This is a genomic window from Glutamicibacter halophytocola (assembly GCF_001302565.1).
Lineage (GTDB): Bacteria > Actinomycetota > Actinomycetes > Actinomycetales > Micrococcaceae > Glutamicibacter > Glutamicibacter halophytocola.
The window spans coordinates 3,333,918-3,350,720 of sequence record NZ_CP012750.1; the positions used below are offsets into that span (position 1 = coordinate 3,333,918).

General features: G+C 60.1%; 13 protein-coding genes. 7 read left to right on the top strand and 6 right to left on the bottom strand.

Annotated elements, in window-relative coordinates; genetic code table 11:
* Positions 1 to 38 precede the first annotated feature (38 nt).
* A complete protein-coding gene (locus tag AOZ07_RS15420) occupies positions 39 to 758 on the bottom strand; it encodes an AAA family ATPase (RefSeq protein ID WP_060702790.1) in 720 nt (239 codons plus the stop codon).
* 1,187 nt (positions 759 to 1,945) lie between these two features.
* Positions 1,946 to 3,853, bottom strand: coding sequence for an FAD-dependent monooxygenase (locus AOZ07_RS15430; protein ID WP_060702792.1), 1,908 nt, complete (start codon positions 3,851 to 3,853; stop codon positions 1,946 to 1,948).
* A gap of 306 nt (positions 3,854 to 4,159) precedes the next feature.
* Between AOZ07_RS15430 and AOZ07_RS15435 the strand changes: the two genes are divergently transcribed.
* From AOZ07_RS15435 to AOZ07_RS15445, 3 genes are all read left to right on the top strand, one after another.
* Entirely contained in the window at positions 4,160 to 5,857 is a 1,698-nt protein-coding gene (locus tag AOZ07_RS15435; protein WP_060702793.1) for a purine-cytosine permease family protein, read from the top strand.
* A gap of 195 nt (positions 5,858 to 6,052) precedes the next feature.
* Positions 6,053 to 6,721, top strand: coding sequence for an IclR family transcriptional regulator (locus AOZ07_RS15440; RefSeq protein WP_060702794.1), 669 nt, complete (start codon positions 6,053 to 6,055; stop codon positions 6,719 to 6,721).
* 415 nt (positions 6,722 to 7,136) lie between these two features.
* On the top strand, positions 7,137 to 7,904 hold the full coding sequence (locus tag AOZ07_RS15445) for a DUF2786 domain-containing protein (protein ID WP_060702795.1): 768 nt from the start codon (positions 7,137 to 7,139) through the stop codon (positions 7,902 to 7,904).
* Positions 7,905 to 7,915: 11 nt separating this feature from the next.
* On the opposite strand, the gene AOZ07_RS15450 is transcribed toward AOZ07_RS15445, so the two are convergent.
* Both AOZ07_RS15450 and AOZ07_RS15455 read right to left on the bottom strand, forming a co-directional pair.
* Positions 7,916 to 9,088 carry a Fic family protein gene (locus AOZ07_RS15450; RefSeq protein ID WP_060702796.1) on the bottom strand — a complete coding sequence of 391 codons (1,173 nt, stop codon included), beginning with the start codon at positions 9,086 to 9,088 and terminating at the stop codon, positions 7,916 to 7,918.
* A gap of 178 nt (positions 9,089 to 9,266) precedes the next feature.
* Positions 9,267 to 9,725: a GatB/YqeY domain-containing protein gene (locus AOZ07_RS15455; protein WP_060702797.1), complete on the bottom strand. Its 459-nt coding sequence runs from the start codon at positions 9,723 to 9,725 to the stop codon at positions 9,267 to 9,269.
* 84 nt (positions 9,726 to 9,809) lie between these two features.
* Here AOZ07_RS15455 and AOZ07_RS15460 point away from each other — a divergent pair, with 84 nt between their 5' ends.
* The gene (locus AOZ07_RS15460; protein ID WP_084793300.1) at positions 9,810 to 11,201 is read left to right on the top strand and encodes a DUF4232 domain-containing protein; all 1,392 of its coding nucleotides are present in this window, start codon (positions 9,810 to 9,812) and stop codon (positions 11,199 to 11,201) included.
* Positions 11,202 to 11,210: 9 nt separating this feature from the next.
* On the opposite strand, the gene AOZ07_RS15465 is transcribed toward AOZ07_RS15460, so the two are convergent.
* Together AOZ07_RS15465 and AOZ07_RS15470 are read right to left on the bottom strand one after the other, a co-directional pair.
* On the bottom strand, positions 11,211 to 12,485 hold the full coding sequence (locus AOZ07_RS15465) for a carboxylate--amine ligase (RefSeq protein ID WP_060702799.1): 1,275 nt from the start codon (positions 12,483 to 12,485) through the stop codon (positions 11,211 to 11,213).
* 13 nt (positions 12,486 to 12,498) lie between these two features.
* Positions 12,499 to 13,641: a lipid II:glycine glycyltransferase FemX gene (locus tag AOZ07_RS15470; RefSeq protein ID WP_060702800.1), complete on the bottom strand. Its 1,143-nt coding sequence runs from the start codon at positions 13,639 to 13,641 to the stop codon at positions 12,499 to 12,501.
* Positions 13,642 to 13,737: 96 nt separating this feature from the next.
* Between AOZ07_RS15470 and AOZ07_RS15475 the strand changes: the two genes are divergently transcribed.
* Genes AOZ07_RS15475 through AOZ07_RS15485 form a run of 3 tightly spaced genes read left to right on the top strand, consistent with a single transcriptional unit; the run spans position 13,738 to position 16,750 of the window.
* Positions 13,738 to 14,067 carry a metal-sensitive transcriptional regulator gene (locus tag AOZ07_RS15475; RefSeq protein ID WP_060702801.1) on the top strand — a complete coding sequence of 110 codons (330 nt, stop codon included), beginning with the start codon at positions 13,738 to 13,740 and terminating at the stop codon, positions 14,065 to 14,067.
* A 57-nt stretch (positions 14,068 to 14,124) separates the two neighbouring features.
* Positions 14,125 to 14,445, top strand: coding sequence for a heavy-metal-associated domain-containing protein (locus AOZ07_RS19105; protein ID WP_075972517.1), 321 nt, complete (start codon positions 14,125 to 14,127; stop codon positions 14,443 to 14,445).
* 55 nt (positions 14,446 to 14,500) lie between these two features.
* Entirely contained in the window at positions 14,501 to 16,750 is a 2,250-nt protein-coding gene (locus AOZ07_RS15485) for a heavy metal translocating P-type ATPase (RefSeq protein WP_060702802.1), read from the top strand.
* Positions 16,751 to 16,803: the final 53 nt, after the last annotated feature.

Consider the following 16,803-nt stretch of genomic DNA (forward strand, 5'->3'; position numbering starts at 1 on the left):
AGCGCCTGCCTCAATAACCGAGGGTTGTTTCGATGAACTCAGGCGTCGAAGTGTCGCAGGTAGCGCCCTGGCGCATCGAGGAACAAGCGCCAGTTGCTGACCATTTCCAATTCGTCATAACTTGCCGGGCGAATCCCCCACTGGCCGATTTCATAGATTTTTGCCTGCGGCAGCGAGACAAGAATAGGCGAATGGGTGGAAAGGATGACTTGGGATCCGCTGCGCAACAGATCGGAAATGTGCGAAAGCAGCATCAGGCAGCCGTTGAAGGAAAGTGCTGATTCAGCTTCGTCGAATACCCAAAGGCCGTTGACGCTGGAGCGTTCAGTGAAGAACTCGATGAAGGATTCGCCATGGCTTTGGAAATTGTGCTTGCCGCGCGAGCCAATGGACCCCAGATAGGCGAAGAGCCCGTGCATGGTTTCGGCCCGCAAGAAGACTCCGGCCTTGGAAGCGCCAGCGCCGCGTTCCAGCTGCAGGTGCGATGACAAGCCTGATTCGGTCATTTGGGTTTGGTGCATGGAGTTGCGGGTTCCGCCCTCGGGATTCAGCCCGAAAGCTCCGGCGATGCCTTCAACCAGCGTTGATTTTCCGGCCCCGTTTTCCCCGACCAGCACTGTCAGCTGCCCCAGTTCCAGTCCTTCATCAAGGACCTGGCGCACCGCCGGGATCTGGGCCGCCCAATCGGTGCGGTCCATGGGTGCTTTGGGATGCTCGGCGATACGGCGCACCGGCAAGGAATCAAAGAACGCGTTCATGCCCCAGAGAGTATCAGCCCCGCACGACAGGACGAGTTGCTGGTCGTACGGGGCTGGGTCTGCATCTTGCGGGCCCAGTCCACATTCGTTACCAGCATATGGAGGTTGGCGCTGGATGAGTGCACGATCTGCCGCATGACATAGGCCAGCGTTATTTGGGTCGTTTCGACAGGATAAGTGGCACATCGCTTTCAACATTGATCCAGTGCCCAAAATCTGGATGTATATAACCGGCCAAGGCTACGAGGTCCTCAAACCTTTGCTCTAGGTCTGAGGTCCAGATTCGATGGTGATGCCCAATCCTGTTTCGCAGGTCTCGTAGTGCGCCAACTTTGGAGCTGACTAGCAGTTGATTGCGTCCTTTCATATATGGGAAAGCCCCAGCGAGGTCCGGCCAGAGGAACATCTGACCTTTTGAAACCATTTGGTGCCAGAAGCCGAACGAGATTTCAGAGATAATCTGCCCCGGGGCCAAAGGCATACGGTTCCTACGCACACGAGAAATAGCTAATTCAATATCGGCATATGGATAAGCATGAGCTCGGTGTCCCTTGCCTGAGTCGCGTCCTAGCTCCCTGGACTCATCGAAAATCCAATTTCCTGGTCGTCCTTTTGCCTCATGCCGTAAATTCATCTGTCGGTCAATGGCATTTCTCATCCCACTTCTAGGTGGCCTAGGGATTCCCAAAATGCGGCGGAGATATCGGAGTTCCATCTATAAAGAAGCATTGCCTGGCTTTGAACGTCATGGCATTCAATTAGATAGTGCTTGAGACGTGCTGCTCCAAAGTGAAACTCGTAAAAGTCTCAGGATTGCAGACGGCCATCGATACCCACCTCGTCTAGAATTGAAGAGAACATCCCGGAACCGTCCCTGTAGTCTTTTCAATAGACCGATCACACGGCCGGGATTCTGCTTTTAATTCATGTTCTCAGGGTTATGACCCTTTGATCGGGGCAAGCCTCAAATTGTGGGCATAAATAGCCCTGAATGGTTTCAACGCCGTTTTGAACTGGCACCACGGATCTGCACTGCGTTCTCCTCAGATATTTCGGCCGGGGCGTGGCTCGATCATGCTGTGGCTATGTGTCAGCCTCCGAAATCAGCAGCGCCGCTTGCTCCATGCATTTCTCATGGGGCAAGCGGTGCTGAGAGATAATCCTACGTGTCAGATTCTCACGTCAGATCAGGAATTGCTACCGCTTACCGGCAGCATATTCCCGGCGAAGAACTCGCTGATTTCCTCACGAGCATCCAGCGGGAAGATGCCAGCAACATACTGGTCCGGTCGGACAATTACGATGGCGCCGTCCTTGCTGATCTCGCGGTCGCGGAAGATATCGCGTCCGTGGCCGGCAGCGAAAACCTGGTTGATATCGTGCAGTCCGTAGGGGACCTTCAGCGGCTGGAAGATCTTCGGCACGTCGTGCAGCTCTACCTCGGTGTAGTCCTGCTGGTAGATGGCCTTGGCATCAAAGACCGCATCCTGATCCACCCCGGCTGGAGTGTAGCGGTTGCGCGGGGACGCTGGATCCTTTTCCCACCAGGCCGCGAAGTCGGCCATGGCGGTGCCTTCCAAGGCAGGAGCTGCAGCATCGGCGAAGGCGTAGACCCGCCACCGTCCATCGGCCTCATGGAAGTGGCCCAGATGGCGCCAGCGGTTATCGGAACGACGGATCACTTCGGCCGATTTGAAGCGCTTGCCTATCGGGAAGCCGGGTGCCAGGTCCTGGTGCTCCAGCCCGGTGGTGATGGCCGATTCGGTGTACTGGGTCATGAAGCCGGCAGGGAATTCCTGGGTCTTGGTGTAGTACTTCTCCAGTTCGTCCGGGTCTTCCCAGTCATCTACGGACTTGGCCATCAGGGTCGACCATTCCTTGTCGAAGTCGATGAGGTTCTGTGCGATGACCTTGCGCTCCTCGGCGTAGGTATCCAGCAGCGCGTCCGGGGCGCGGCCTTCGAGCACGGCGGCCAGCTTCCAGCCGAGGTTAAAGCCGTCCTGGATGGACACGTTCATGCCCTGGCCGGCCTTGGCCGAGTGGGTGTGGCAGGCGTCGCCCATGATGAAAGCCCGGGCGCAGCGGGTGCCGCGCTCGTGGTCTTCCACATCGTCGAAGCCGTCGGTGATGCGGTGGGCGACCTCGTAGACCGAGAACCAGGCGACGTTCTTCACGTCCATGGTGTAAGGGTGGATGATGCGATTGGCGGTGGCCACGATCTCTTCCACCGGGGTGTTGCGGATGGCCCCGGCGTCTTCCGCGGTCAGTTCGCCCAGGTCCACGTAGAAGCGGACCAGATAGCCGCCTTCGCGCGGGATGAGCAGGATGTTGCCCGCCTCATGGGACTGGATGGAGCACTTGACCTGGATGTCCGGGAAGTCGGTGTTGACCATGACGTCCATGACTCCCCAGGCATGCAGGGCCGCGTCGCCGTGCAGCTTGTGGCCCAGCGAGCGGCGCACCTGGCTGCGGGCACCGTCGCCGCCGACCAGGTATTTGGCCTTCACGGTGCGTTCTTCGCCAGCGCGTTCTCCGGCCACGTACTTGATGTGCGCGGAGACCGGGTATTCGGCGCCAGGGTCGATCTCGCAACCGAGGTATTCCACCCCGTAGTCCGGAGTGACCTTGCCCGGGGCGCGTTCGGCGTCGCGCAGGAAGTAGTCCAGGATGCGCGACTGGTTCACGTAGATATGCGGGAATTCGCTCATCCCGGTGGCATCGTCGGCGGCGCGCGAGTGGCGCTTGATGTTCGCCGGGTTTTCGGGATCCGGGGTCCAGAAGCACATCTCGACATTGCGGTAGGCCTCTTCGATGACCTCGTTGGCAAAGCCGAAGGCCTGGAAGGTTTCCACCGAGCGGGCCTGGATGCCATCGGCCTGGCCAACTTCCAGCCGGCCCGGGCGCATTTCGATGGCGCGCACGTTGATGCTGGGGAAACGGGAGAGCTGCGCGGTCACCACGGAGGCAGCCGGTCCGGTGCCGACAATCAGTACATCCATTTCGTCGGGAATTTCTGCTGCCCGGTTGATCCCGTAGCCGGCGGCTTCCTTGACGCGTGGATCTCCCGAGACGTATCCCCGGTGGTGAATCTGCATGGTGTGACTCCTAGGTCCGTGCCACAAAACTTCATTGTCTCTATAGTTGCGACACTGTTCTAACTATAGAAACAAGTGTAGCTTTACTTGCCCCTCGCGCACCATGGCCAGCGGCATTTTTCTGCGATGCCACAAATGATAGGTGAACTGAACTGGGAAAACAGGTGCGCCCAAGGATCTGAAATCATCTTCACAGGGCCACTTCAATTCCCATGTAACCCCCGGTTCACGCGGTGAGATCCTGTTTACCTGCCGGACACAGAACGGCCGAGGCCGGTGAAACATGCGCTCACTAGGCTGATGCACATGACAGCGACGAATGAACAACAGCAAGCGCCGGCCAGCCTTGCCGGCGGCACCAGCCAGGGGCAATTGAATGCCGCCAAGGAGTCCCTGGAGGACTACACCCTGCGTTTCGCCCCGCGCTCCTATCGGCGCTGGGTGCCCTCGGTGGTGGCCACCAGCGCACTGGGCGGAATTGCCTACCTGGCGGACTTCTCCATCGGCGCGAATATCGCCCTGGCCCACGGCACGGCGAGCGCCATCACCGGCGTATTGATCGCGGCGCTGATCATCTTCGCCACCGGATTCCCGCTGGCCTACTATGCCGCCCGCTACAACCTCGACCTGGATCTGATCACCCGCGGCTCGGGGTTCGGCTACTACGGTTCGATCGTCACCAACGTCATTTTTGCCACCTTCACCTTTATCTTCTTCGCCCTGGAAGGCGCCATCATGGCCCAGGGCCTGGAACTGGGACTCGGGATCCCCAAGCCGCTGGGCTACGCGATTTCAACCCTCATGGTCATCCCGCTGGTCATTTACGGGATGAAAACCCTGGCCAAGCTGCAGGTATGGACCACCCCGCTGTGGCTGATCCTGATGGTTGTGCCCATGGTGTACCTCGTGGCCACCCACCCGGAATCCGTGGAGACATTCGTCAACTATGCCGGCGAGCAGGGCACCGGCGAGGGCGTGAACTTCGCGTCGGCCATGCTGGCAGCCGGTGTCTGCCTCTCGCTGATGGCGCAGATCGCCGAACAGATCGACTACCTGCGTTTCATGCCTCCCAAAACCGCCGCCAACGCGCGCAGCTGGTGGACTGCGGTGATTCTTGGCGGCCCGGGCTGGGTCATCTTCGGTGCCATCAAGCAGATCACCGGCATGTTCATCGCCGTCTACCTGATCGCCACGCTGGACCCTCAGGCCTCGGCCACCGCCAACGAGCCGGTGCACCAGTTCCTGGGCGTCTACCGCGAAATGATGCCGGCATGGCTGGCCATGAGCCTGGCCGTCGTCCTGGTGGTCATCTCGCAGATCAAGATCAACGTCACCAACGCGTACTCCGGTTCGCTGGCTTGGACCAACTCCTTTACCCGCGTGACCAAGACCTATCCAGGACGCATGGTGTTCGTACTGGTCAACCTGGGCATCGCGCTGATCCTGATGGAAGCGAACATGTTCGACTTCCTCAATACCGTGCTGGGCTTCTACGCGAACTGCGCGATGGCCTGGGTGGTCACGGTGGCCAGCGACATCGCCATCAACAAGTACCTGCTGAAGCTCTCCCCCAAGGTGCCGGAATTCCGCCGCGGCATGCTCTACGCGGTCAACCCGGTGGGCTTCATCTCGATGCTCGCCTCTGCCATCGCCTCGATCGCCGTGTTCTTCGGGCTGCTCGGCGAGCAGATCCAGCCGTTCAGCCCGCTGGTGGCCGTGGGCCTGGCGCTCTTGATGCCACCGCTGCTGGCCATCGCCACCAAGGGCCGCTACTACCTGCGCCGCAGCGATGACGGCATCGACAGCCCGCTGCTGGACGCCGAAGGCAACCCGAGCGACGAGCTGTACACCTGCTGTGTCACCGGCCTGCGCTTCGAGCGCCCGGACATGCTGGCCTCCGCGGTGCCCGGCCCGAATGGAGAACTGCAGTACATTTCTTCGCTGGCCTTGGCCACGGATCGCACCGGCGAGCACCTGCTGCCGGCTGATCCACCGATCCGCTAGTTCCAGTAGCGACCCCGCGCAGGGGCGCTGATAACGGAAGGCAGGCTGCACCGTGCAGCCTGCCTTCCGTTGCCTATCGCCCCGGCAGTCCTGCCAATCAGCATCGGGGCATTGGGCTAGGCTGTGAGCTAGAAATAGATCACGTGAAGCAGTACCTTGCCGGGCTAACGGCAGGTGGGATGAAATGATGAAGCAATGACCAAATCCACCGAAGGCGGGTCCCAGACCTTGGGCCGCGGGCTCGAAGCGCTGACCCTCATTGGCGAATCCACGGCACCGCTGAGCGTTGCCGAACTAGCCGCGCAACTTGGAATTCACCGCTCCATGGCCTACCGCCTGGTCAAGACCTTCGAGCAGTACGGCTTTGTCGAGCGCATGCCTTCCGGTGATTTGGAACTGGGTGCACGCCTGGGCGCCTTGGCACGCAATGTCGCCAAATCCCTGCAGTCGGCAGCTGCCCCGCACCTGGCAGCGGTGTCAGACGAGCTTCGAATGACTGCCCTGCTGGTGGTTTTTGACGGCGAAGCCGCGGTCACGTTGAGCACGGCCGAGCCCCGAATGGCCGATGCCACTGTGGCCCAGCGCCCCGGTACGCGCCATCCCATTGACAACGGGGCACCCGGACGGGTCATCCGCTCGCAAATCAATCCGGTGCAATACCCGGCCAAGGACTTCGAATCCAGCCACGACGAGGTCATCCCGGGACTGCACTCCATCGCGGTCCCCTTGCTGCTGCCACAGGACAAGCCGGCGGCCGTTGCGGTAATCTATCCACCGCTGGAATTGGATGAAAACCATATCGCCCAGGTACTCACCACAGCCTCCGAGCGCATCTCTGCTGCTCTGGGAATCCGGCCGAAGTAAATACCTGAGCGATGGGTTGTACTGGTTATTGCCTACGCGGTGCAGGCTTCATTGGAGCATCCGGCATCACGCGGCTTGTAGGTTTCCGTACCTTCGACTTTTTCCCACACCACGTGACGATGCTGTCCGCAACGCTCGCATGAAGGAGCAAGGTAAGTGGCCCGCTCTTCCATGGTGTATGTCCGAAAATCACCCATCAGAACCTCTCTTAAACCAGCCTCGAATCAAGGACCCGGGGCGTGCTGGACCTGCTTGGTGCCTTCACTCTACGCGCGGATCACAGCACCGGCTAGAGCCGTTTCCAAACAGTTACCCACACCCGGCCAAGCAGCATTCCCGATGACCTGCAACACTGGTGCCGTGAACCAGCACAAGCCGATTCGCTACCCATCGCACTGCCCCGAAAGAAGATGTCATGAGCACCTCTGAACAAAAGCTCCAGCGGCTGAAGGAACGGATTGCGCTACTGCTGAACAAGGCGGAAAATACCAATTTCCCTGCAGAGGCCCAAACCTTCCAAGAACACGCCGAGCGGCTCATGGTTCGCTATGGCATTGGACGTGCTGAACTGGACGCGCAGCCCACCGGTCCTGGCAAGAAGAAGGAGCCAATCATTGAAGAGCACTTCGATATGCGCGGCACCTACCGGCTAGGCCAGCGCGATGGGCTGTCTTCGGTAGGACATGCCTTCAGAACCGTGACCCTGCTGCAAACAAACTACTCGAACTTCTGCCGCCTGTACGTCATCGGCCACGAGTCCGATGTGAGCACCGTCAAGAATCTCTTCTCGTCGCTGGTGATCCAGGCAAGCCTGGCGATGAGCCATTGGTGGAGCGAAGAAGGAAAGTATGTGGCCTGGGATCGGACCGATTCCGAGAAGGTCATTGAGCGCCGCGAGTTCCAGCGCAGTTTTTACCTCCAGGTGGCCGAACGCATCAGCGGGCTCTACCGGGAAGAAAGCCAGCAGGGCGGCAGCGGTACCGAACTGGTATTGGTGAGCCGCAAGGAACAGGTGGACGACTTTGTCAGCAGCAAATATCCCTCCCTGCGGCGCAGCCGAAATCGTGCTGCCACCGGCAGTTTGAACGCCGCCCTAGCTGGACGGGTCGCCGGCAGCAGGGCCGATCTTGGTTTTGGAAAAGACGTCGAGTCCAACGGGACCGCAGGAGAAGTAGCCAGCTAACACGCAAGGTTCTACGGATTTTGAAGGCGCCCGTTCAGTCGATCCACCTCATCCAATACGTCCACAGCAGCCCAAGCACGATAGCGTTTACTCTGTGAAACCAGAGTGAGCACCCCACTCTCCACGAGTTGATCCAGCGCATAGTAGACAGAGTTTTCTTTGACGCCAGCAAAAATCGAGGCCTGGTACGAGTCGATCACTGGATAATCTAGCAACTTTCCAATGATCTTATCGGCCGCACTATTCCGACTAGCGCCAGCAAGCGCTCGCCATTCATCAGGCAAAGCGCGTAGAGCTTCGATGGATTCATTCGAGGATTCAACTGCGTGGACAGCTGACCGGCACAGGTAGAGGACAAATTCGGTCACTTCTCCACGACGGTAATTATTTACGAGTTCAAAGTACCGACTTACGTTAGCTACCATTGCTGAAGCAATAGGGATTACAGGACCCGTTGTCAGATTTCGCCTTCTCAGAATGGCACCTATAAGAGCGCGTCCTATTCGACCGTTGCCGTCTGTAAATGGGTGAATAGATTCAAACTGGGCATGAGCTACCGCTGCTTGGACCATGACGGGAACATCATCACGATTTGCGTACCGAAGCAAATCCTCAAGCAATTCCGGGACCATCTCGTAAGGAGGAGGTATATGGACTGCGCCACGCGGCGAGTAGTCTGAACCGCCTATCCAGTTTTGTACGTCACGAATTTTACCGGCGTATCTGGCGTCGACTGTGTCATCTTTCATGAGGATGCGGTGTGCTTCACGCAGCGAGTCCAGGGAAATGGCTCCGTCGCTAGCACGCTCAATCATCTTTTGAATAGCCATGGTGGCCGCGACTATTGAATGGGCTTCTTTGCTTGCCTTTAGCCCAGCAGTCGCCTTTGCGAAATCATTGCGTTCAGCATTAACGTGTTCGATCTTGGAGGAGGAGACCGCTTCACTCCTTAGAAGGAACCCACTAACAGCGGCCAGCTGATCACCAGATTCATTGTTGAGCGATGCAATCTTGGCAGTCGCTTTCTCTGATTCCAAAATCACTTCCATTGTCGGCGCATAGTCCAACGACGCGATTTTTGGCGGAATAGATACCTTGATTTCGTCGACCATCCGGTCTTCGCGTGGCACTCTACCTGCAGGGGTCCATGCTCGGGTCGCTTCTTCATGAGCTGGCCAATTCATGGTTCTCCTCGAGAAATTTTCGAGTTAGGATTTCTTACTCGAAATTTTACCCCAAAATTCCGAGTTAGATTCTCTAAGTGGAAATTTTCAGTGGAATAGATTCAACGCGCTCGTCCGTGAAAGCTGGAGGTACAACAAAGGGCCGCTCCGAAGAACGACCCTTCATGCCAGCTGACGATTAACCGAGCTTGGCGCGAACCATCTGCGAGACGGCCTTGCCGTCGAATCGGCCGGCAATTTCGGCTCCAACCAGCTTCATCGCCTGCCCCATATCCTTCATGGACAGCTCATGATCCGCTGCTAGTTCGGCCATCACCTTCTCCACGATGCCCCGGGCTTCTGCCTCGTCAAGCATTTTTGGGAGGTAGGTAGAAATGAACGCAGCCTCTGCCAGCTCGCGTTCTGCCAGTTCCGTTCGCCCATCCTTGGCTGCCAGCTGCGCAGTTTCCTCGCGGTTGCCCACTTCCTTGCGCAACAGGTTCTCGACATCCTGGTCGTTGAGTTCGCTAGGGTTTTTGCCCGACTTCTCCTTGGTGCCAATGGCACTGAGGATATTGCGCAGGGTGGTTTTCTCCAGCTCGTTGCCTGCCTTCAGGTGGACGATGCTGTCTTCGCGCAGGCGATCTTTCAAACTCATGGGGTCTCGCTTTCAAAGTACGTGTGGTTGAAACTCTACCCGCTGGCTCCTGCGATCCAGTGGTCGTGTTGGTACGGTAGCTAAATGAAACCACTGCGCCTTGGAGCGATGATCACGGCTCTGATCCTTGCGGTGGTCATCGTGCTGATCTGGAAGCCCTGGGATGCGTTCAACTCCTGCGATGCTCCCAAGGAGTATTGCGCTCTCGCTGCGCAATTGGATCAGAGGGAAGGGATCGACTCGACCAGCGTCGAGCATGAAATCACCTCTGTTGATGCCAAGGACGGAAACTCCTCGCAAGCGTCATGGACGGTGAAACTCAATGAGCATCTGGCGCCTGAGCAGGCCGGCGACACCGCGCACTGGGCTTCATCCCGCATACAGGCCTTTATCGACCAACAATCCAAGGTGTACAGTTCCATTCGTTTTGTTGCCGGAGAACCACAGGATTCGGACGTCCCAAATCTGGCGCTGTACCCGCTGGATGTGTCGGACAGCGAGAACGTCAAAGAGCAAATAATCCAAGCGTTCTCCCTGCGCCAGCTCGGTGCCGACAGCGTGGGCCAGGGATCCGCGGTAGCCAAGGATATCCAAGGGATGAAGGCCCTTGGCCGCTATGCGGCCGAGCATGACGAGCCGCTCTCCCTGCGGCTGGAAGACTCTTCACTGATCTATAGCTCTGATCAGCGATTGGATCCCGCCGAGTTTAATCTGGCCTTGGAAGCAGCGGCACTAGATGACGTTGACAGCGCAGTATTTGATTCCAGCGGTCTGTCGGTGCACACCACCGCTGAGGCAGGCTCGGAAGACACCGGCCGGATCAAAGAATGGCTCGCCAAGCATGCTCCACTGGAACAACCAGTGGCATTCACCTTGAGCAATGCCGGCTACTCAGACGTCATCGAAGGCTGGGTTGGCGGGAAACTGCCCGAAGAGCTCATCGCCCGTCCGGCGCGGCTGCCCGACAATGTGGCTGCTTGGCCCCAAGATCCCGCTGCCCCAGCCTGCACCGAGAACGATTTGGAACTAGCTCTAGGCTCTCCAGATGCCGCATTGGGCTCAAGGTACATGGCCGTCTACGCCAAGAACATCTCAACGGCTCCGTGCGCCGTCGAAGGGTACCCGCAGGTTCAATTCCGCAACTCCCAGGGCCAGGCACAACAAGATGTCAGCCTGGCACCGATGGCCAGCATTCAATCCCAGCGTGTGGTTATCCCCGCCGGCGAAAGCATCCTCTCGGCGCTGAAGTGGAAAGCCATGTCCACCGCGAATGATCCAGATGCGACGACCTCGCTGGACATCGCGGCAGCTGCAGGATTCGAGCCCACCGAGCTTGTCCCCGAAGTTGAGGGCTCTGCCACGAGCCTCGATATTCTCGACGGCGGCGAGATCTCCCAAAGCCCGTGGCTTCAAGCCCTGGAAGGCTGGCCGGTGCCTGGCACGGCCGGCCAGCAGTCGCCTGGAGGGCGTCCTTAAGCGCAGGAACTACAGGGCGCGCGGCGGGAACTTCTTGTACTTGCGGTAGTGGTTGACCGCATTCAAGACCAGGTAGAGCTTGCGGCGCGGGTTCTTTTCCGCCGAGAACTTCAACGGGTTGGAGACCTTGCCGGCCTTGAGCAGCACGGCCGCCTTCCTGCCGGTCCCGCTATCGAGGAATCGGCGCAGCAAGTGGTGCGGCAAGACGGTGAACAGCTGCTCGCGGCGCAGCTGCAGCACCCCAGCGGCGGTTTCCACGACGGCATCGGTATGCGGATCCGAGTTGTCGAAGTCGGCGCCGAGGAACTCGGTGACGTAGAATCGTGCCGGGTTCACGCCAGCGGCAGTGAGGTAGAAATGATTGCGGCCAAGGCGGGGATTGATCTCGAAGAACTTGATCTGCCCGTCACGGTGGTCGTATTTCGCATCGATCATCGCGATGCCGCGCCACCCCAGCTCTTCGAGCATGCGGGCACCGTCGGCGGCCATCTGGTCGTTCTGCCCGGTGACGATGGCTGCCGAGTTGCCCAGCACCAGCGGCGCATGCTCCTCGATGACCACTTCGCCGTAGCCGGCGAAGATGACTTTGCCGTCCTGGGTGGCGAAGTAGGTGCACAATCGCATGGCGTCATCGCCGCCGGGAACGTATTCCTGCAGGATGTAGCCGGAGGTGTAGCCGCTGCCGTCGATCCTGGACAGCAGTGCCTCCAGCTCGGCGCGGTTGTTGATGGTGTGGATTTTCTGCTTGCCCTCGAACTTCGCGGCGATCCAATCCGCCGAGCTTGAAGGCTTGCCGATCACCGGGTAGGTGAAGTCCTTGGCCATGGCTTCCAGCTCGGTGCCCGGGTGGTAGACGGCGGTGCGCGGGTGGGCGATAGCCAGCTGTTCGGCGAGCGCATAGAAGTTTTCCTTCAGCGCCGCCGCTTCGATGATCTCCAATTCGGGATAGGGAATCACGAAGTGGGCTTCGAGCTGCGCGCGGTGCTTGGCGATCAGCATTATGTGGAAGTCCAGGGAACCGAAGAGCATCAGCGGGCGGGCCGAATCGGCGGCCAGCTCGTCGGCCAGATCGGCCAGCGCCGCAACCACTCGCGACTCATCTGCCATGGAGCCGATGGGGCGCAATTCGATGGCCACCGAATGCTCGATCACCCCATTGCCTGCGGCGGGCAGCACCACCGAACGGACCCCGTAGGCCTCGTAGAATTCGCGGGCCAGGGTGTAGGTGCCGATGTCGCCGCCGAGGATGACGGGGACAAATGGCTGGGTTGGATCAATTGCCACAGTGCTGTGTTCCCTACTTCTTGCGCCAGTTCATGTACTTTTCGAAGACCCAGGCCAGCGGCTTGTTCAGCGCCAGGTCCCATTCGCCATTGGTCTGCACAATGTCGCAACCGGTGTTGGTCTTGAACTTGGTCAGGCCCGAGAGATGGTGCTCCTTGTCCAAGGTGGCGCTGACGCCGCCCTGGTCCAGGTAGCGGCAGCCGGCGGCGATGGAGTCTTCCACCATGCGGTTCATGATCGCCTTGGGCGCGAAGATCTTGCGCTGTTCAGAGGACGAGGCCCCGTAGAGGTACCAGGCCAGGTTCGACGAGCGGATCACGATGGAGGCCGCCAGATCCACGCCTTCGTTGCTGGCGATGTACAGGGTGCAGGATCCTGGCACCGCTTCGTTGAGCACGCGGTGCATGGTTTCGAAGTAGCCCAGCGGGCGGCCTGTGAATTCCTGGCGGTCCGCGGTGTGGTTGTACAGGGCATGGAAGCGTGCCATATCCGAGGTGTCGCCCACCTCGATTTCCAAGGTGCTCTTCAGTGCCTTGCGGGTTTCATTGCGGGTGGTGGCCGAGTAGCTGGCCATGACCTGTTCCATGTCCAGCTGGTTGCCGTCCTCATCCTGCAGGGCAACACGGGCCACGAATTCCGGCTGGCCTGCGCCGAAGTCCAGTCCGACGTCTTCCTTGGTGAAACCGAGGTCCAACAGGGCGTCGTTCAGCGCCAGGGCTTGGGCTGAGCTGCTCTTGAGCTCCAGGTCGGCCAGCTGGGTGAAGCCTTCTTTGCCGAGGTTCTTGCGCACGGCGGCCGCGGCCCAGGTGCGCACCTCCCGGCCCGGGCCCATCTTCAGCTGGAAGGAGCCGCGGTTCTTGAGGTAGGCGGCCAGCGGGCGGATGACGTTTTCCGCACGGTGGGCCTGGAAGTCGATCACCGGGCCATCGGGAACGTAGGCCAGGGTCTTCTTGATCACGGGGGCGGCCCGGTGCAGCACCAGTGCAGCGCCGACCAGTTCGTCCTGGTCGAAGAAGCCGAGGGATTCACCACGCCACCCGCCCTTGACCCGGGCCCATTCAGGACGCTGCAGGAAGCTGACGTCGTGGGCGGTTTCGAGGAAGGCTGAGTGTTCGGCGCTGGAAATCGGACGCACGTGCAGGTCGTTGTGGCTCACGGGTGAAATCCTATCGTGCTTCGCGGGCTTAAGCGGGGAGGCTTGATACCCCCAGGGGGTACTTGACTTAATACCCCATAGGGGTATTATCGAAGTATGGAAATCACCCAGAACCCGGATGCCCAGGCACAGCATCACGGTTATCACGCGGACAAGTCCGCACTGGAACGCCGCCTCAAGCGCATCGAAGGCCAGGTCCGCGGGGTCGCCAAGATGGTCGATGAAGACAAATACTGCATCGACATCCTGACCCAGATCTCCGCCATCAACGCGGCATTGCACAAGGTCAGCGTGCAACTGATTGACGATCACATCGGCCATTGTGTTGTCGACGCCGCGAAGACCTCGATTCAAAGCGGCGACCCCAGCATCGTCCAGGACAAGATCGCCGAGGCCACGGCCGCGATTTCCCGGCTGGTGCGCTAGGCGCACCCCTCCCCTGATTTCAGATTCACACAGAATTCATCGAAAGAGAGCAAGATCATGAGCCACAACTGCAACTGCGGATGCTCCTCCGAAAACAACTCCAGCAGCTCCCAGGGGCTGCAGATCACCACTCGTGAGCAGGCCACCGAACTGACCACCCGGACCGAGATCAAGATCTCCGGGATGACCTGCGGCCACTGCGTCGCTTCGGTCACCGAAGAGCTCAAGGAACTGGACGGAGTCAAGAACGTCGATGTCATTCTCGATGCCCAGGGCATCTCCACCGCCACCGTCACCGCGACCGGCAAACTCAGCGAAGCCAGCCTCCGCGACGCGATCGACGAGGCCGGCTACACCGTCGAAGCAATCAACGCCTAGCCCATCAGCCAGGCACCAGGCCGCCATAGGCGGCAGGAAAGTGCAAGGTAGAACAATGACTTCCCATGCGCCAGAACATGCGCTGCCCGAAGCGCGCACCGTCGACCTGGATATCCAGGGCATGACCTGCGCATCGTGCGTAAACCGGGTGGAACGAAAGCTCGGCAAGCTTCCCGGGGTCACCGCCTCGGTCAACCTCCCCCTGGAAACCGCCAAGGTCCAGGTCCCGCACGATATCAGCGATCAAACGCTGATCAGCACCGTCGAAGCCGCCGGATACACGGCCACACTCAAAAAGCCGATGGCCCCCGAACACCACGAGCATGGCCACGACGAGCACTCCGGCCACCAGCATCTGGTCCCCAGCCACCTGTTTCTGCGCCTGGTCATTTCGGCACTCTTCACCATTCCGCTGTTTGTGATCTCGATGATCCCGGCGGCACAGTTCCCGCACTGGGGCTGGGTGGCTTTTGCCCTGGCCACACCGGTGGTCTTCTACGGCGCTTGGCCGTTCCACAAGGCCGCGGCAATCAATGCCCGCCATTTCTCCTCCACCATGGACACCTTGGTGTCCCTTGGCGTGCTGGCCGCCTACCTGTTCTCCGCCATCCAGCTGATCCTCGATCCGCAGATGACGGCGCACACCGGCATGGCCATGAGCGAGCACGCGCTGTACTTCGAGACAGCTGGCGTGGTGGCCACCCTGCTGCTGCTCGGACGCTATCTGGAACACCGCGCCAAGTCGTCGGCTTCCGATGCATTGAAGTCCCTGCTGAATTTGGGCGCCAAGGACGCGGTGGTTCTCCGCGATGGCCAGGAGATCAGGATTCCGGCCGCCCAATTGCAGGTCGGTGAGCACTTTGTGGTGCGGCCAGGGGAAAAGATCGCCACCGACGGCATCGTCGTCGAAGGCACCAGCGCCGTCGACACCTCGCTGCTCACCGGCGAATCGGTCCCCCAGGAAGTCATGGACGGATCCGAGGTCACCGGTGCAACACTGAACACCTCGGGACGGCTGGTCATCAAGGCGACCCGCGTCGGCTCCGAAACAACGCTGGCGCAGATGGGCAAGCTGGTCTCCGAGGCGCAGTCGGGCAAGGCTCCCATTGCCCGATTGGCCGATCGCATTTCGGCAGTCTTCGTGCCCATTGTCTTGGCCATCGCGGTCGCCACCTTTGCGATCTGGTGGCTGGTTAGCTCCGATCCCTATCAGGCCTTCAGCGCTGCGGTTGCCGTGCTGGTTATCGCCTGCCCTTGCGCCTTGGGACTGGCCACGCCGATCGGCCTGCTGGTTGGCACCGGCCGCGGGGCGCAGCTGGGCATCTTGATCCGCGGCCCCCAGGTCCTGGAGGATACCCGCAAGCTGGACACCATCGTCCTGGATAAGACCGGCACCGTCACCACCGGCGTCATGGCGCATGTGGGCACCAGCCCGGTTCCCGGGGTCGATGCCGACGAAATTCTGGCGTTGGCAGCAGCCGTTGAGCACCATTCGGAGCACCCGATTGCCCAGGCCATTGCCCGGGCCGGCGCCGAACGCGGCCCACTGGTAAAGGCAACGGATTTCCGCTCGGAGCCTGGCGGCGGAGTGTCCGGGGTCGTGGCTGGCAAGCAACTTGTTGTCGGCCGGCCCAGCTGGCTGGAAGCACAGGGCACGGTACTGGATTCCACGGCGCACGCGCTGCTGAACGAGGCCGAGGCTGCAGGCTCCACCGCAATATTGGTATCGGTTGACCAGCAGTTCCAGGCCATCATCTCGGTGGCCGACCAGATCAAGGATTCCTCCGCGGCGGCCATCAAGGCATTGCAGCAGCGCGGACTGCGGGTAGTGCTGCTCACCGGTGATAATTCCTCGGTGGCCACCAAGGTGGCGGCAAAGGTGGGCATCGACCCGCAGGACGTTTTTGCCGGGGTCTTCCCCGCCGATAAGGCCAAAGCCATTTCCTCCCTGCAGGAACAGGGCAAGGTCGTGGCCATGGTGGGCGACGGAGTGAATGACGCGCCGGCGCTGGCCCAGGCAGATCTTGGGATCGCCATGGGCTCAGGCACCGATGTCGCCATCGAGGCAGCGGACATTACCCTGATGGGCAACGATCTGCACCAGGTCAGTGCCGCCATTGACCTGTCGGCCAAGACCTTGGCCACGATCAAGATGAACCTGTTCTGGGCTTTCGCCTACAACACCGCTGGCATCCCGATCGCGGCCCTGGGGCTGCTGAACCCGATGATCGCCGGGGCGGCCATGGCGGCCAGCTCGGTGCTCGTGGTCGCGAACTCGCTGCGCCTTCGCCGCTTTGGCAAATAGTCCGCCGCGAGGGGTCTCCCCGGGCCCCTCACAGCGGACGGGGGCCGGCAAGC